This window comes from Rhodococcus sp. BP-261 (genome assembly GCF_019835205.1).
GTDB classification, from domain to species: domain Bacteria; phylum Actinomycetota; class Actinomycetes; order Mycobacteriales; family Mycobacteriaceae; genus Rhodococcoides; species Rhodococcoides kyotonensis_B.
Genome location: NZ_JABUCO010000030.1, coordinates 39,983 through 55,105, shown reverse-complemented (window position 1 = coordinate 55,105; position 15,123 = coordinate 39,983). Strand labels below are relative to the sequence as shown.

16 protein-coding genes are annotated in these 15,123 nt (G+C 63.8%); 7 read left to right on the top strand and 9 right to left on the bottom strand.

Going from position 1 to position 15,123, the window contains the following annotated elements; translation table 11 throughout:
• Window positions 1-632 (top strand): biotin/lipoyl-containing protein (locus tag HQ354_RS22840; RefSeq protein WP_222635701.1); only part of this gene is annotated, 632 nt, incomplete at its 5' end.
• A 475-nt stretch (window positions 633-1,107) separates the two neighbouring features.
• Here the strand turns inward: HQ354_RS22840 and HQ354_RS22835 are convergent.
• On the bottom strand, window positions 1,108-2,103 hold the full coding sequence (locus HQ354_RS22835; protein ID WP_222635700.1) for an AraC family transcriptional regulator: 996 nt from the start codon (window positions 2,101-2,103) through the stop codon (window positions 1,108-1,110).
• Window positions 2,104-2,178: 75 nt separating this feature from the next.
• On the opposite strand from HQ354_RS22835, the gene HQ354_RS22830 reads away from it, so the two are divergent.
• The gene (locus HQ354_RS22830; protein ID WP_222635699.1) at window positions 2,179-3,741 is read left to right on the top strand and encodes a 4-hydroxyphenylacetate 3-hydroxylase family protein; all 1,563 of its coding nucleotides are present in this window, start codon (window positions 2,179-2,181) and stop codon (window positions 3,739-3,741) included.
• Between the two features lie 22 nt (window positions 3,742-3,763).
• Window positions 3,764-4,246, top strand: coding sequence for an NADH-dependent flavin reductase (gene nphA, locus HQ354_RS22825; protein WP_114332550.1), 483 nt, complete (start codon window positions 3,764-3,766; stop codon window positions 4,244-4,246).
• A 62-nt stretch (window positions 4,247-4,308) separates the two neighbouring features.
• On the opposite strand, the gene HQ354_RS22820 is transcribed toward nphA, so the two are convergent.
• The 3 genes from HQ354_RS22820 to HQ354_RS22810 all read right to left on the bottom strand — a co-directional run bounded on the left by HQ354_RS22820 (window position 4,309) and on the right by HQ354_RS22810 (window position 7,714).
• On the bottom strand, window positions 4,309-5,337 hold the full coding sequence (locus HQ354_RS22820; protein ID WP_222635698.1) for a 2Fe-2S iron-sulfur cluster-binding protein: 1,029 nt from the start codon (window positions 5,335-5,337) through the stop codon (window positions 4,309-4,311).
• A 1-nt stretch (window position 5,338) separates the two neighbouring features.
• Window positions 5,339-6,553, bottom strand: coding sequence for a cytochrome P450 (locus HQ354_RS22815; protein WP_222635697.1), 1,215 nt, complete (start codon window positions 6,551-6,553; stop codon window positions 5,339-5,341).
• Between the two features lie 168 nt (window positions 6,554-6,721).
• Window positions 6,722-7,714, bottom strand: coding sequence for a helix-turn-helix domain-containing protein (locus tag HQ354_RS22810; protein WP_114332511.1), 993 nt, complete (start codon window positions 7,712-7,714; stop codon window positions 6,722-6,724).
• A 63-nt stretch (window positions 7,715-7,777) separates the two neighbouring features.
• Here HQ354_RS22810 and HQ354_RS22805 point away from each other — a divergent pair, with 63 nt between their 5' ends.
• Genes HQ354_RS22805 through HQ354_RS22790 form a run of 4 tightly spaced genes read left to right on the top strand, consistent with a single transcriptional unit; the run spans window position 7,778 to window position 10,386 of the window.
• Window positions 7,778-8,596: an IclR family transcriptional regulator gene (locus HQ354_RS22805; RefSeq protein ID WP_222635696.1), complete on the top strand. Its 819-nt coding sequence runs from the start codon at window positions 7,778-7,780 to the stop codon at window positions 8,594-8,596.
• A gap of 5 nt (window positions 8,597-8,601) precedes the next feature.
• Entirely contained in the window at window positions 8,602-9,420 is an 819-nt protein-coding gene (locus tag HQ354_RS22800) for a 2-keto-4-pentenoate hydratase (protein ID WP_222635702.1), read from the top strand.
• Complete coding sequence (locus HQ354_RS22795; RefSeq protein WP_222635695.1) at window positions 9,417-10,199, top strand: 2-keto-4-pentenoate hydratase; 783 nt, start codon at window positions 9,417-9,419, stop codon at window positions 10,197-10,199. The genes HQ354_RS22800 and HQ354_RS22795 overlap by 4 nt, the downstream gene beginning before the upstream one ends.
• A gap of 1 nt (window position 10,200) precedes the next feature.
• Entirely contained in the window at window positions 10,201-10,386 is a 186-nt protein-coding gene (locus tag HQ354_RS22790) for a tautomerase family protein (protein ID WP_114332514.1), read from the top strand.
• Between the two features lie 54 nt (window positions 10,387-10,440).
• Here the strand turns inward: HQ354_RS22790 and HQ354_RS22785 are convergent, their stop codons facing one another.
• The 5 genes from HQ354_RS22785 to HQ354_RS22765 are packed head-to-tail and all read right to left on the bottom strand — an operon-like array spanning window position 10,441 to window position 14,963.
• Complete coding sequence (locus tag HQ354_RS22785) at window positions 10,441-10,845, bottom strand: tautomerase family protein (RefSeq protein WP_222635694.1); 405 nt, start codon at window positions 10,843-10,845, stop codon at window positions 10,441-10,443.
• A gap of 9 nt (window positions 10,846-10,854) precedes the next feature.
• Complete coding sequence (locus HQ354_RS22780) at window positions 10,855-11,601, bottom strand: SDR family NAD(P)-dependent oxidoreductase (RefSeq protein ID WP_222635693.1); 747 nt, start codon at window positions 11,599-11,601, stop codon at window positions 10,855-10,857.
• On the bottom strand, window positions 11,602-13,056 hold the full coding sequence (locus tag HQ354_RS22775; protein ID WP_222635692.1) for an aldehyde dehydrogenase: 1,455 nt from the start codon (window positions 13,054-13,056) through the stop codon (window positions 11,602-11,604).
• Between the two features lie 3 nt (window positions 13,057-13,059).
• The gene (dmpG, locus tag HQ354_RS22770; RefSeq protein ID WP_167677115.1) at window positions 13,060-14,085 is read right to left on the bottom strand and encodes a 4-hydroxy-2-oxovalerate aldolase; all 1,026 of its coding nucleotides are present in this window, start codon (window positions 14,083-14,085) and stop codon (window positions 13,060-13,062) included.
• The gene (locus tag HQ354_RS22765; protein ID WP_222635691.1) at window positions 14,085-14,963 is read right to left on the bottom strand and encodes an acetaldehyde dehydrogenase (acetylating); all 879 of its coding nucleotides are present in this window, start codon (window positions 14,961-14,963) and stop codon (window positions 14,085-14,087) included. Before HQ354_RS22765 ends, dmpG begins: the two co-directional genes overlap by 1 nt.
• Between the last annotated feature and the right edge of the window lie 160 nt (window positions 14,964-15,123).

Below are 15,123 nucleotides of genomic sequence, written 5' to 3'. Positions count from 1 at the left end.
TCGACTCCATGCTCGCCAAGCTCATCGTCACCGGCGCCACCCGCGAGGAAGCACTCGCCCGCAGCCGCCGCGCGCTGGCCGAGTTCAAGGTCGAAGGCCTCGCCACCGTCATCCCGTTCCACGCCGCCGTGGTCTCCGACCCCGCGTTCATCGGCGACGGAGAATCCTTCGACGTCCACACCCGGTGGATCGAAACCGAATGGGACAACCAGGTTCCCCCGTTCACCGCAGCAGATGCACTCGACGACGACGAAGCACTGCCGCGCCAGAACGTGGTCGTCGAGGTCGGCGGCCGACGCGTCGAGGTGTCCCTGCCCGGCCAGTTCTCCCTCGGCGGCGGCGGCGCAGCATCCGACGGTGCGATCCGCCGCAAGCCCAAGCCACGTAAGCGTGGCGGCGGCGGCGCCGGTGCCGCGTCCGGTGACGCGGTCACCGCACCCATGCAGGGCACCGTCGTCAAGGTCGCCGTCGAAGAAGGACAAGAAGTCGCCGAAGGCGACCTCATCGCCGTCCTCGAAGCAATGAAAATGGAAAACCCCGTCAACGCCCACAAAGCAGGCATCGTCACCGGCCTCGCCGTCACCCCCGGCTCTGCCATCACCCAAGGCACCGTCCTCGCAGAACTGAAGTAGGGCGCCGAGTGAAGACGACCGTCGCCCATTCGCCACCCATACCCGATCCGTCGCGACCCGAAGTTTCTGACTTGGTTGCGTCTTACATGGCGTTCCTGCGTACCGCGGACTCGTTGCGCGCTTCACTGGAACAACAGCTCACGGTCGTCGGGGTGAGCTGGGCTCGGTACGAGATTCTTCGTCATCTGGAGGCGCATGGACCGGTCACCTATACAGCCCTCAGTCGATCGCTCCTCCGACATCGCACCAGTATCGGAGTCACCACCGGTGCGTTGGCAAGCGCAGGATACGTTGCAGTGCAGCAAAACCCCGCAAAGCGCCAACAGCACCTTCTTTGTATCACGCATCGCGGGTCGAGATTGCTGCAGAGGGCGGATCGGGCGTTGTCCGCAATCCCGCCTCGCAGACTCGACGCACGGGCGCTAAACATCGCGTTGGAACTTGCAAAGCAGTTGTGACTGACGTGTATCGAGGCCTATGAACCGGCCGATGCGCTCCGGTAACGCCCGGGACTCATGCCGAACTGCTTGCGGAACGTGCGGCTGAAATGTGAGACGTCGCGAAAGCCGCTGGCCTCACTCACTTCCTGCACGGTTATATCGGACTCCGTCAGCAGTCGCCGTGCCCGCTCCAGCCGATGCGACGCGAGCCAGGCCGACGGCGTAGTTCCGATGTCGCGGAACAAGTTCTGCACATATCTCAGCGACATTCCGGTCGCATGCGCCGCGTCGGTGAGCGAGACGTTCGGATCATGCAACGTGCTTTCGAGTTGCGTTTGATAACTGTGAAGATGGCGCGCCCGTAGTTCGGTGGGCCTGTCGGTACGGGCGAGTTCCGTGTTCATCGATGTCACCAGCATGTCGAGAGTCGACAACGACAGTGACTGCGCCGCTCTCGACACGATGTCCGATTCCAATGTTGCGATGTTCTGCAGAAACGTGCTGACGATCGAACCTGTTCCTGAATTGCTCGAAATCGCCTGCGCTGTAATGGTCGAGCCATCGTGGATCGCCAATCGAGAATCCAGAGCTTCACGAGGTGCGCGAATCACCAGTTGAGAGAACCGAGCATCTGACCGAAAGACGAATGGGCGCGCAGGATCCAGGAAGGCGAACGCCCCACCGTCGAGAGTCGACACACGCCCGTCTTGCCGTATGTGGACGTGGCCCGCCGTCACGACACACAGCAAGTAGTGCGCCCGCTCGTCGGACGAGATCGATGCCGGCGTGCGTACCACGGTGTGGGGATCTGCGGTCACCGTGGTGACGAACAGGTCACCGAATTGTTTGCCTGTCAGCTCACCGTCGAAGCGACCACGCGGGTCACCCCAGTCGAGATCCATCTCGCAGTAGGTCGAGTCGAGGGCCCGCGCCCACGCGTCGCGGCCCTCTCTGGTACCGAGATCACGAGTGCTGAACGTGACGGACCGAAGTGTGCGCGCGGAGTCATCCCGTCGTGCGTCGTTGGTCATGGTCGAACCTCACCTCACGCTTCTAGTGTTCCGAATCACAGACAAACTTCGGCTGACGAAAGAGGACACCACTTCATGACTGCAGTGTTGAATTCCCAGGAATCCCAATCGCTCAACGACATTCGTCCGATGACGGGCGACGAGTACATCGAGTCGTTGCACGACGGCCGCGAAGTCTACTTCCGCGGCGAACGAGTGGACGACGTCACCACCCACCCGGCGTTCCGCAATTCGGTGCGTTCCGTTGCCCGCATGTACGACGCCATTCACCGTCCCGGGGCTGCAGGCGTTCTCGCGGTGCCGACGGATACGGGCAACGGCGGATTCACGCACCCGTTCTTCAAGACTGCGCGTAGCGCTGACGATCTCGTTCTCGCCCGGGACGCTATCGTCACCTGGCAGCGGGAAGTGTACGGCTGGATGGGACGTTCGCCCGACTACAAAGCGTCGTTCTTGGGCACGCTCGGCGCCAACGCCGACTTTTACGGCGAGTACAAGCCGAATGCCCTGCGCTGGTACAAGGAAGCGCAGGAGCGGTTGCTCTACCTCAACCATGCGATCGTGCACCCTCCCATCGATCGAGACAAGCCGGCCGACGAGACCGCGGACGTGTGCATCCACGTCGTGAAAGAGACGGATGCAGGTTTGGTCGTGTCCGGCGCGAAGGTGGTGGCCACCGGTTCGGCCATCACCAATGCGAACTTCATCGCGCATTACGGCCTGCCGATTCGCAAGAAGGAATTCGGCGTCATCTTCACCGTGCCGATGGACTCCCCTGGTCTCAAACTGTTCTGCCGCACGTCGTACGAAATGAGCGCGGCTGTCATGGGCAGCCCTTTCGACTACCCGTTGTCGAGCCGCTTCGACGAGAACGATGCGATCATGGTTCTCGACAACGTGCTCGTGCCCTGGGAGAACATATTCGCCTACGACGTCGAGGCATCCAACGGGTTCGTGATGCGCTCGGGTTTCCTGCCGCGCTTCACCTTTCATGGTTGCGCGCGGCTTGCCGTGAAGCTCGACTTCATTGCCGGCTGCGTCATGAAGGCTGTCGAGCTCACCGGCTCGGCGAGCTTCCGCGGCGTTCAGATGCAGGTCGGTGAAATACTCAACTGGCGAGACATGTTCTGGGGACTGTCGGACGCCATGGCCAAGTCGCCCGAGGACTGGGTCGGCGGTGCGGTGCAACCGAATACGCGATACGGCTTGGCTTACCGCACCTTCATGGGCATCGGCTACCCGAGAATCAAGGAAATCATCCAGCAGACCCTCGGCAGCGGACTGATCTACCTCAACAGCCATGTCAGCGATTTCGGCGACGACCGAATTCGTCCCTATCTGGATCAATACGTTCGTGGTTCCGGTGGCGTCGAGGCCGTCGATCGCGTCAAATTGCTCAAGTTGCTGTGGGACGCAGTCGGTACCGAATTCGGCGGACGACACGAGCTGTACGAGCGCAACTACGGCGGCGATCACGAAGCCGTCCGCTTTCAGACCCTGTTCGCGTATCAGGGTGCGGGCGAGGACCTGAAGCTCAAAGGCTTTGCAGAACAGTGCATGTCCGAATACGACGTCGACGGCTGGACGCGCCCCGATCTGATTTCGAACGACGACCTCGAGATCGTTCGGCGGCGCTGACGTGAAAATCTCGCCGATCGTCATGCGTAAGGCCCTGGGGCGGTTCGCCAGCGGTGTCACGATAGTGACGACCGCCGAAAGCGAGAACGAAGAATCCGTACACGGCATGACTGCCAACGCTTTCACCTCCGTGTCGCTCGATCCGCCGTTGGTATTGGTGTCCATCTCGACCCGGGCGAAGATGGACGCGCGCATTCGTGATACCGGCAAGTACGGAGTGTCGGTACTCGCCGGTGATCAAGAGCCGCTGTCTTTGCACTTCGCGAACGCTGTTCGCCGCCCCGACCTCGTCCGCTTCGTGTGGCGCCGCGGCGTTCCACTTCTCGAGGGTGCCCTCGTGCATCTGTCGTGCACCCTAGAGGCGACGTATCCCGCCGGAGACCACTCGTTGCATCTCGGCCGGGTCGAGGAACTCGCCTACGACGACGGCAGCCCCCTGGTGTTCTACACCGGAAGCTTCCGGTCGCTCGCGGTCGTCGGTAGAGACGAGCCCTGGGGTTTCTAGACCGGTCACCGTCAGTGGAAGCCGGTGCTCTCGACGAGAAAGAGCACCGGCTTCCACCGTCGTCAAAGAACGCTCGAGAGAACAGGAGTCGACGCCGTGAATTCCTCTCGCGCGACGAGCCGCGGCGCCATGCGCCGTCGCTTGAGCGCCTTCACCGCCGCATCCACCATCGGCGGTGGCCCACACAAATACGCGCGCAGGCCCTTACAGGTGGCGAAGTCGGCGAGCACGACATCGGTGACCAACCCGCACGCGCCGTCCCAGATCTCCTCGCTCAGCGCGGGACGGTAGTGGAACTGAGGATGGGCCCGTTCGAGATCGCGGAAGTAGTCACCGTCGTACAGATCGTCCCGACGCCTTCCCCCGTGGTAGAGGTACAACTCCGGCAACAAGTCGTGTTCGAGGGCGTGGCGAACGATCGAGGTCAGCGGCGCCAACCCCGTTCCGCCGCCGATGAGGATCGCGGGCTCGTCGTGCCGTCGTACGATCCCGAATTGCCCGAGTGGCCCGCGCAGCGACACCCGATCACCGACCGTGAGGTTGCCGAATATCCAACCGGCGGTAGCGATTCCGTGGTCGGTGCGCTTGATGTGGAATTCGAGTTCGCGAGACTCGCTCGGTGCATTGGCCATGGAGTACTGACGCCCGACGCCCGTTCCGGGAACGAGAATCTCGGCGTACTGGCCTGCATTGAATTCCATTGCTGCGTCGAGGCGGATTTTCAGCCGACGGGTGTTCGACGCGATGTCGTCGAGCACGGTCACGGTGCCTTCGTAATCGCGTAACGGATACCGCGGCGTGCCGTCGTCGGCTACGACACCGAGGGGTTCGACGACGACGTCGGTGCACGGACTCGCCATACACGCCAACGCCAGGCCCCGTTCCCGTTCCTCGGCCGTCAGTGTGTACTCGGGAGATGCGCCGTGGTCGACGGTGCCGCAGAGAACCTTCACCTTGCACGTGCCGCACGTTCCCTGTGTGCAGGAATGCGACAGCCATCCTCCGCCGCGCAGGGTCGCGTCGAGGATGGACTGCTGCCCCCCACACTCGATGTCGCGGCCCGGAAGTCGGACGCGATGTTCGGCGGTCATCTCACACCTCCCACTTGACGAAAAGTTCCTTCGGCCCCCGGAAACCCCAGCCCCAGAAATCGACGGCACGAGTGTCGTCGCGTTCGAGGTTCGGGATGGCCTCCAACAGCTCCTCCAGACCGATTCTGATGACGGCGTTCGCGAAATACGTTCCCCCGCAGGCGTGTGCGCCCGCACCGAAGGTCATGTTCGGAGTGACGGGCCGGTCGAGGTCGTAGGCGGTGGGCGCGTCGTACGCGTGTTCGTCTTGGTTCGCCGATCCGTACGAGAGCATGACGGCCGATCCCGCGGGGATGTCGACACCGCCGACGGTGACGTCTTTCGTCGCAGCCTTGACGACCGCCGACCAGATCGGTGCTACCCAACGCATTCCCTCGGACTGGGCACGAGGGATCAACGTCGGATCGTCGACGACGCGTTCGAGCTGGTCGGGTCTGCTCAACAATCCCGCAACCGTGGTCGCCATCGCGTGACCGGGCTCCTGCATCGCGCCGAGCAGGAACACGTACAGGTTGGGATAGATGACCTCGCGTGGACGCGTCTGCCCTTCGGGCATGCCGTCGTGCAGCCAGTGCGATATCGCGGAGTGGTCGGGATGGTCGATCCAGTGATCGATCTTGGGATCGACGTGCGCGATGATCTCGGCTTTCGCCTCGTCACCCGGCTCGAACCCGTCCGGGTTGGCGAAATCCCCGTTGTCGTCGACGGCAGCGTTCGTGAAGGAGACGCTGAGTTTGTGGAACCACTCCCGTAGCTTGTCGGTGCTGACGTCGTTCAATCCGAGCAGGTCGCCGAGCGCACGCACGCTGACCGGCTCGCAGTACGCCGATACGAGATCCGCGCGCCCGTCGCTGTCGAAGGCTTCGAGACGCTCGCGTGCGTAGGGCCGGACCAGTGCGTCGATGTACTTGTCGACCGCACTGGGCTGCAGATGGGGCTCGATCATGTCGCGCAACTTCCGATGTTCTTCGCCGTTGGTGTTCAGCAGGGCGCCTGGCCCGAACGTGCGGCCGCCGGCCGCAGAGATGACCGCAGGCCAGTTGTCGGAATCCTTCGCGATCTCCGCACACAAATCTTTCGAGGACACTATGTACATGCCGAGGGCGGGGACGAACGCCACCGGCGCTTCTCGGCGCAGGCGCTCGTAGAACGGGTACGGGTCCTTTTCGAGCTCTTCGATCGTGATGTCTTCGATGAAGCCGAGAGTGGCGGTCATGATTCTCCTTCTGCGGCGCGTGTAGTCAGGTCGAACGCGGACCCCGAAGTGGTTCGGTTGTGTCCGCGATCACAAGACTGAGACGCGCTCGAAGTCCACCCGAACATCGTTCGGTAGTTCCGAACATCGGGCGCAGTGCGTCCCGTGTCCGTTCGGATGGGCGGAAAATCAGCTCGTCGAGTTGGCTTTGCGGTATTCGCCGGGACTCGCTCCGAAGCGCTTGCGGAACGTTCGGCTGAAATGCGAGACGTCTCGGAAACCCACGGTTTCCGCCACATCGTTGATGGTGGCATCGGAGCCGATGAGCAGGCCGCGCGCCCGGTCGAGCCTTGCGGCGTACAACCAGTTCATGGGTGTTGCGTCGGCTCGTCGGAACAAGTTCTGAAGATGGCGAACAGACATGCCGAGATCGCGAGCAGCGTCGGACATCGTGAGGTCCGGGTCGTGCATTCGTGACCCCAGGAGCTGCTGAGCGCGCCGGAGGTCTCGCACATGAGCGAGCTCGGTGTGGCTCTGCAGAACCGTCCCGTCGGCAAGTGCGGTGACCAACATGTCCATCATCGACGCCGACAACGACGACGCGGCGCCGGGCGCTACGCCGGGATCGAGACCGGCGATCTCCTGCAGGAGACGGCTCACGACGCGACCTACACCCTCACCCGCCGATACGCCCTGAGCCGCAACTGCATCGACGATGTGAGACGGCAGCCGCGACGTGAGCAGGCGTCGCGGGGTGCGCACCACCACTTGCTCGAATTCGGTCGGAGAAGCGAACACGAACGGTCGCGAAGGATCGAGAAAGGCGAAGGAGCCGTGCCGCAGGTCGGCCGACCGCCCGTCCTGTTCGACGTGGCCACGGCCCCGCATGACCAGGCACAACAACAAGTCGTCGTCGTCGCCGGAAATCATCGCAGGTGTCCGAATGACTGTGTGCGGATCGGCGCGCACGGTGCTGACGTAGAGATCGCCGAACGGACGTCCGACCAGTTCCGCGTCGAAATGTGCGTGCGGTGAACCCCATTCGAGGCCCATCTCGCAGTACGTCGATTCGAGCGCACTAGCCCAGGTGTCACGGCCTTCGCGAGATCCGAGACCACTGGTGTCGATGTACACCGACGTGTCCGTGCGCTCCGAGCCATCTTTTCGTGCGTCGGCGGTCATGGTCGGATCCTCCTTCGGTTCCTAGTGTTGCAGATCACAGAAGGAAGACAACGAGGAGATACCGTGGCGACGCTGCAGACAGTGCAGAAGATCGGTCCCGTACTGGACCTTTTTACGGTCGAACGACCGGAGTGGGGGGTATCGGAGGTCGCGAATACCATCGATCTCCCGCGATCGAGTGCACACGCCTTGCTGTCCTCGCTCGTGGACATCGGGCTGCTCCAGTGCCGAGCACGCGGGCGGTATCGGATCGGATGGCGTGTGGTCGAACTCGGTCAAGCGCTCCGCGGCACCGTGGACGTTCGTACCTGCGCAGCCCCCGTCCTGGACAGGCTCGTCGAGAACTACGGCGAGACAACACATCTCGCGGTCATGGAACGAAACCGAGTGTTGTACGTCGACAAGGTGCTCGGCACACACAACATCACGGTGCAGGGCGCGCGTGTGGGAACACGGCTCGACGCATACTGCACCGCGGTGGGCAAAGTACTGCTCGCTCAACTGCACCATGTCGAGCTCGCACGCTTTCTGGACACGACCACGCTCCGTCGTAGAACACCGACCACCATCACCAGCGCGGCCGGACTGGTAGAGGCGCTCGACGCGGTGCGGTCGGCAGGCTGCGCCTTCGATCTCGGCGAGGCGGTCGCCGACGTCGACTGTGTCGCAGCCCCGGTCCGAGACGACATGGGCCAGGTGGTCGCCGCCATCAGCATGAGCGTTCCGGCGTCACGTTTCGTCGCCAACCGCGTCGAGTTCCACCGAGCCGTCGTCGGTGCCGCGAACGAAGTGACCAGGGCACTCGCCCAGGTAGCCGAGGCCGTCGTGCCACTCGGTCGCAACCGAACGACCGATCCAGTGCAGGGAAGGTTCGCGTCGTGACCGCTGTGACAGGGAGTAGCGCAGCTACCGACGAGAACGCCGTACACGACGCGGCAGACCTGCTGCTCGAGGTCTATCGAACCGGTCAGCCGATCGAGCCGCTCTCGCCCCGCTACCCCGAGGCCGGCGTCGAGTTCGCTTACAGAGTGCAGCAAGCGCAGGTCGAGCAGTGGGTGCGAGACGGCGAGGTGATCAAGGGTCACAAGGTGGGACTCGCGTCCCGAGCAATCCAGCGACAGATGGGCGTCGGGCAACCGGACTTCGGACATCTGACCGGAAGAATGTTCCACCTCGAGCACCAACCCATTCCGTCAGGAATCTTTCTGCAGCCCCGCATCGAACCAGAAATTGCTTTCGTGCTCGGTAAGCCCCTCACGGGGCCGGGCGTCACCGTCGCCGATGCCGTGCGCGCCGTCGACTTCGTTCTCCCCGCCCTGGAAGTGGTGGATTCGCGAATCCGCGACTGGAAAATCGGCATCGTCGACACCATCGCGGACAACGCATCGTCCGGTGGCGTGATCCTCGGTAGCAAGCCGATGTCGCTGAACGCGGTCGATCTGCGGCTCGCCGGCTGCACGCTGCACATGGACGGCGCACTCGTCGCCACGGGCGCAGGTGGCGCCGTACTGGGCTCACCGATCAACGCGCTGGTCTGGCTCGCCAACACGGTCGGCCCGCTGGGCGTCACATTGGAACCCGGGCATGTCGTTCTGCCCGGTTCCATGACCCGGGCGTTCGCCCTCGCTCCAGGCCAGTCGGTAGTGGCGAACATCGGTGGAATCGGCTCGGTCACTGCAATTTTCGACGAGGAAGGAGAGTCATGACGCAGTGGAGCGTCGCGCAGATCGCTGAAACTCTGCTAGGAGCGGAGCGGCGAGCGGAACCACAGACATCCATCGGAGCGGAGTGGGACGGACTCGATCTCCGTGCCGCATACGACGCGCAGGACGTAGCGCTCCGCATGCGCATCTCCGGCGGACAGACGGTGACGGGCGTCAAGCTCGGGGTGACGTCACGCGCCAAACAGATTCAGGTAGGCGTGGATTCGCCGTCGACGGCTTGGCTCACCGACGCGATGATTCTGCCGATCGGTGCGCCCGTTCCGCTAGGGCGCCACATTCACGCACGGGCCGAGCCCGAGATCGCGTTCGTCATGGGCCGACGCCTCAGCGGCCCTGGGGTTTCCGCCGCGACGGCCCTCGCTGCGGTCGACCATGTGGTCGGCGCCATCGAAATCATCGACAGTAGATTCTCCGGGTACGAGTTCACGATGATGGACGCCATCGCAGACAACAATTCGTCGGGACGCTACGTCACCGGACCGATCGGACGCAGCCCCGAGGACCTGGATCTCGCGTTGGAGGCGTGCCTGTTGGAAGTGGACGGAGAAGTTGTCGATTCCGCTACCGGAGCAGCGGTGCACGGGCACCCTGCGGAGGCCTTGGCGTTCGCCGCGAACACTCTCGCGGAACGCGGGTTGGCCATCGAACCGGGATGGGTGGTGTTGACGGGCGGCATGACCGATGCCGTTCCCGTGCAACCAGGTTCACGTATCGCGGCGCACTTCACTTCTCTCGGTTCCGTCACGGTGGCGGGAGAATAACGTGCCGATCATCGACGTGACGATTGCAGAGGGCCGCAGCCCTGAACAACTGCGTGCGTTGATTCACGAGCTCACCGAGGGCGCACAACGCGCCCTCGGTGTGCCGGTGAGCACCGTGCGCGTGATCATCCGAGAGGTCCGGAAGACGCACTTCGCTGCAGGGGACGTGACCATCGCCGAACGGTGACAGCAGGTCTGCCCGCAGGCACAGTTCGGCAATGATGCTCAGCGGAGCCGATCCCTAGTTCACGGCGCGTGCCGAAATTTCGTCGGCACGCGCCACCGCAGCCGGAGTGCCGCCGATTGCCCAATTCTCGGGCTGCACCTCGACGATGCGCCCGCGAACCCCGCGTCGGTCGACGTCCAACACGTCCACCACGAGATCGGTGAAGCGGGTCAGGAGTTCTTGTCGTTGCGACGCGGGTCTGCCCGCCAACACGATGGCCGTGAAATACGGCGAACTGGACGCGTAGAACGCTCCGCTCACCGCGACGTCCATCGCACCGTATCGGACGATGAACGCGCGGATCCTGTCGATCGGCGCGTTCAGGATGTCTGCATACAGGCGGCTCGCCTCGGTGAGCAAGCGCTGCCCCTGGTCGGCACTGAACGAACCGTCGACCAGATGAAAATGCGCGACAGGCATCGAATACTCCTAGAAGATTCCGTGGCGGGTGCCGCCGTCGACGGTCAGAATGCTGCCGTGCAGGACCGAAGCCTCCGGTGCGAGCAACATCTCGACGATCCACGCAACCTCGTCCAGCGTTGGCAAGCGGCCCAATGACGTTGCGGCGTAGTATCTCTCGCGGATCGTGTCGGGCGAGGCCCCGGTCTCGCTCGATTCCCGCTCGATGAATGCGTCGAGCCTCGGTGTGTCGATCGGGCCAGGGGCAAGGGTGTGCGTTGTGACGCCCTTCGGTCCATAGAGTGCCCCGATCTGACGCATCAGATTGAACAGCGCAGCGTTCGCGGTGCCGGGGCCGGCGTCGAACGGACCTGGCTCCACACCGAGCGAGCCCGCGACGGCCACGAACCGCGCTCCTTCCTGCAGATGATCGCGAACAGCATGCAGCAACCGGACCACGCCCCCGGATTTGATGTTCGCCGCAATCGCAAGGCCGGACGGATCGATCGTATCGGCGGATCCTTTCACCGGGAGCCCCGCCGCGAACAGCACCAGTCGCACAGGCGCGTCGACGGCCGTCGAGATCGCCTCGATCGCGTCGTCGGAACCGATGTCTGCCACGCACGGGGTCACGGCGGGATGCCGAGACGCGAGAGCGTCGAGGGCGTCGGCGCTGCGTGCCACCGCAAGCACCCGGTGCCCTGCAGTCACGAGTCGGCGTGTGACGGCGGTTCCGAGCGCACCGGTGGCCCCGACGACCACGCACAGGCTGCTCATCTAACGGCTCAATCGGATAGTCACCGCGCGAGGCTCGGTGAAGAATTCTCGCGAGTATCGCCCGCCCTCTCGTCCGAGGCCGCTGATTCCTTCACCACCGAACGGCAGGCGCAGATCACGCTCGAAGAACGTGTTGATCCACACGGTGCCTGCACGCCATCGCGCAGCCATACGGTGGGCACGAGAGAGATTCTGAGTGAACAGAATTCCGGCGAGGCCGTACGGTGAGTCGTTCGCGATTCGCAGTGCTTCGTCCTCGGTGTCGAACCCGAGTACGGTTTCCACCGGACCGAAGATTTCTTCCCGTGCAGTGCGTGACGAGTTCGTCAGACCGGTGATGACCGTCGGCGGGTAGTAGAACCCTGGGGCGTGGGCGGGGTCGGTGAGTCGACTCCCACCGGTGACGACTTTTCCGCCCTCCTCCTGCGCGAGTTCGACGTAGCCGTGGACCTTTTCGAGATGTTTCTCTTCGATGAGCGGTCCGACGACGGTGGCCGGATCCTTCGGATCACCGACGGCCAGGTTCTGGGCTGCGTCGACGAATCGGTCGAGGAAAGCGTCCATGATCCCGTTCTGTACGAGCAACCGAGAACCCGACAGACAGACCTGCCCGTTTCCGCCGAAGATCGCCCGGATGGACATCGGCACCGCGATATCCAGATCCGCGTCGTCGAACACGATGTTTGCCGACTTTCCGCCCATCTCCGCCGACACCGGTGTGTGGTTCGCTGCCGCAGCTTGCAGAATCTTCACACCCGTTGCGCTCGACCCGGTGAAGGTGATGCGATCGACCCGGGGGTCGGACGTCAGCGGTCCGGCCACTGCCTCGCCGCCGAATCCGTGCACGACGTTGAGGACGCCCTCCGGCAGACCTGCTTCGAGCGCGAGCTCCGCGAATCGGTTGGCGGTCAACGGTGTCTGCGGCGCCGGTTTCAAGACCACGGTGTTGCCGAATGCCAACGCGGGAGCTATCTTCCAGGTCGCGAGCATCAGAGGCGCGTTCCACGGGCTGATCGCCGAGACGACTCCAGCTGGGGGGTACAGCGTGTAGGAAAGGAGATCGCCGTCGGGATACGCCTCGTTCTCCGCCATCGCGGCGTAATCCGCGAAGAAGCGCAGATTGTGTGCCACGCGCGGGATTTCGGCGTGTGACGACTGAGTGATGGTCTTGCCGCCGTCCCGCGTCTCCAGGTCGGAGAGTTCAGCCCGATGGTCGTCGACTGCGTCCGCGACGGCATGCAAGATCTTCGCGCGTTCCTTGGGCGCCATACGCGCCCACGGACCTTCGTCGAATGCTGTACGAGCGGCGCTGATTGCGGCGTCGCCGTCCTCTGCTGTGCCCCGGGCGACGGTGGCGAGGTGGGAGCCGTCATGGGGGTCGTGACTGTCGAACGACGCGCCGTCGGAGGCTGCTCGCCATTCGCTGCCGATGAGATGGTGGATGGTGTGGGTCACGGGTCAGACTCCTGCGGGGACGTGAGAGGTGCGACCGGCCAGCTCGGCGGCGACGTCGACGATCATGTCCTCCTGGCCACCGATGACGCCGCGGCGCCCCAGCTCGAGGAGGATGTCCCTGGCCGGGACGCCGAACTTCTTCGCCGCTCGCTTGGTGGGATGGAAGAACGTGGAGTAGACCCCTGCGTATCCCAGGACCAGTGCGGTCTCGTCGACGATCTGCGGTTCGGACATCAGCGGCGCGACCGTGTTCTCGGCGGTGTCGATCAGCGGGAAGAGATCGACGTTCGTCTCCCACCCGGCACGCTCGAAAGCCGCTGCGAGAACTTCGGTTTGAGCGTTGCCGGCGCTTGCGCCGAGCCCACGCAAGGACCCGTCGATGAAGGTGGCTCCGTTCTCAGCAGCCGTGAGCGCGTTGGCGATTCCCACCCCGAGGTTGTTGTGCGCATGGAACCCGATGTCGGTACCCACGGCATCGCGCAACCGTGCCACACGCGCGCCTGCTTGCGCGGGAACCATGGCGCCGGCCGAGTCGACGACGTAGATCACGTCTGCACCGTAGGATTCGAGCTTGATCGCTTGTTCGGCCAGCGCCTCGGGTGACAGCTTGTGGCTCATCATGAGAAACGTCATCACCGTCAACCCACGCTCTGCGGCCCATTCGATGGGTTGCTGTCCGCAGTCCGCCTCGGTGCAATGAACGGCAACTCGCACGGTGTCGATGCCGGCGTCGATCGCGCCCTGTAGCCCCGCGAGCGTCGCGATACCCGGCACGTACAGCACGGCGATGTGAGCATCGGGTGCCGCGGCGACCGCGGCGGCGACGTACTCGGGATCGGTCGCGGCGGCATAGCCGTACTGAATGGACGATGCTCCCAAACCGATGCCGTGAGCCACTTCGATGGTGGGTATGCCCGCACGAGCAAGTCCCCGTGCGATGTCGGCAACGTTCTGTGTGGTGAATCGGTGTGACACGCTTGACATTCCGTCGCGAAGCGTGGTGTCCACGAGTGTGATCCTGTTGTTCATCATGCTACTCCTTCGACCAGGGCCGACCGTTGGCCGATCACGTCGGCGACCTGTACTGCTGCGGCCGTGATGATGTCCAAGTTGCCTGCGTACGTGGGCAAGTAGTCGCCCGCTCCGACTACTTCGAGCATCACGGTGACGAGTTCGCCGTCGACATCCACGAGGCGGAGCGAGTACCCCGGCACGTATTCCTGGACGCGGGCAACCATGTCGACGACCGCGCGCTCGATCGCGTCGCTGTCGGGATTGCGCACCTTGGCGTAGACCGTGTCGCGCATGTTCATCGGTGGCTCAGCCGGATTCACCACCGAGATTGCCTTGGCGCTGGGGACCCCCGCGACCGAAGCCAGTGCGCGACCGGTCTTCTCGCTGAACTCGCTGAGGTTCTGTCGGGTACCGGGTCCAGCAGATTTGGACGCGATGGCGGCGACGATCTCGCCGTACGACGCGTCGGCGACTTCGTTGATGGCGTAAAGGATCGGTATCGTCGCCTGGCCGGCGCAGCTGACCATGTTGAGATTGGGTGCATCCAGGTGCTGGTGCAGATTGACTGCAGGCACGACGTACGGGCCGACGGACGCGGGCGTCAGATCGATTGCACGGATTCCCGCCTCGGCGTACCTCGGCGCCGCAGCGCTGTGCACCGCCGCGGACGTGGCTTCGAAGACGATATCGGGCAGCTCAGGGCGGGCCAGGAGCCAGTCGACTCCGCCAGCCGACGCTTCGAGTCCCTCGTCGCGTGCTCGTGACAGGCCGTCACTCGCGGGATCGATGCCCACCATGTAGCGCGGTTCGATGTGCTGTGAACGCAGCAGTTTGTACATCAGATCGGTCCCGATGTTGCCGGACCCGACTATCGCAGCTGTCAATCGACTCATGAGCGGCCTTTCTTGTGCGGCGTGAAAGTCATGCCCCGACGCTAGAAACAGTGCGGAGGCGGCGGGCTGCGATCCGGCAGGCGCGGACGCCGTCGGCGTTCGAGGGTGTCACTGTTCGGGCATTCCGAACGGGCGTGACTCGGGGCACTTCGGCTGTCCA

Coding starts and splice junctions, on each gene's coding strand:
- HQ354_RS22835 (WP_222635700.1), bottom strand. CDS start 2,103: ATGACCAACGACGCACGACGGGATGACTCCGCGCGCACACTTCGGTCC.
- HQ354_RS22830 (WP_222635699.1), top strand. CDS start 2,179: ATGACTGCAGTGTTGAATTCCCAGGAATCCCAATCGCTCAACGACATT.
- nphA (WP_114332550.1), top strand. CDS start 3,764: ATGCGTAAGGCCCTGGGGCGGTTCGCCAGCGGTGTCACGATAGTGACG.
- HQ354_RS22820 (WP_222635698.1), bottom strand. CDS start 5,337: ATGACCGCCGAACATCGCGTCCGACTTCCGGGCCGCGACATCGAGTGT.
- HQ354_RS22815 (WP_222635697.1), bottom strand. CDS start 6,553: ATGACCGCCACTCTCGGCTTCATCGAAGACATCACGATCGAAGAGCTC.
- HQ354_RS22810 (WP_114332511.1), bottom strand. CDS start 7,714: ATGACCGCCGACGCACGAAAAGATGGCTCGGAGCGCACGGACACGTCG.
- HQ354_RS22795 (WP_222635695.1), top strand. CDS start 9,417: ATGACGCAGTGGAGCGTCGCGCAGATCGCTGAAACTCTGCTAGGAGCG.
- HQ354_RS22785 (WP_222635694.1), bottom strand. CDS start 10,845: ATGCCTGTCGCGCATTTTCATCTGGTCGACGGTTCGTTCAGTGCCGAC.
- HQ354_RS22780 (WP_222635693.1), bottom strand. CDS start 11,601: ATGAGCAGCCTGTGCGTGGTCGTCGGGGCCACCGGTGCGCTCGGAACC.
- dmpG (WP_167677115.1), bottom strand. CDS start 14,085: ATGAACAACAGGATCACACTCGTGGACACCACGCTTCGCGACGGAATG.
- HQ354_RS22765 (WP_222635691.1), bottom strand. CDS start 14,963: ATGAGTCGATTGACAGCTGCGATAGTCGGGTCCGGCAACATCGGGACC.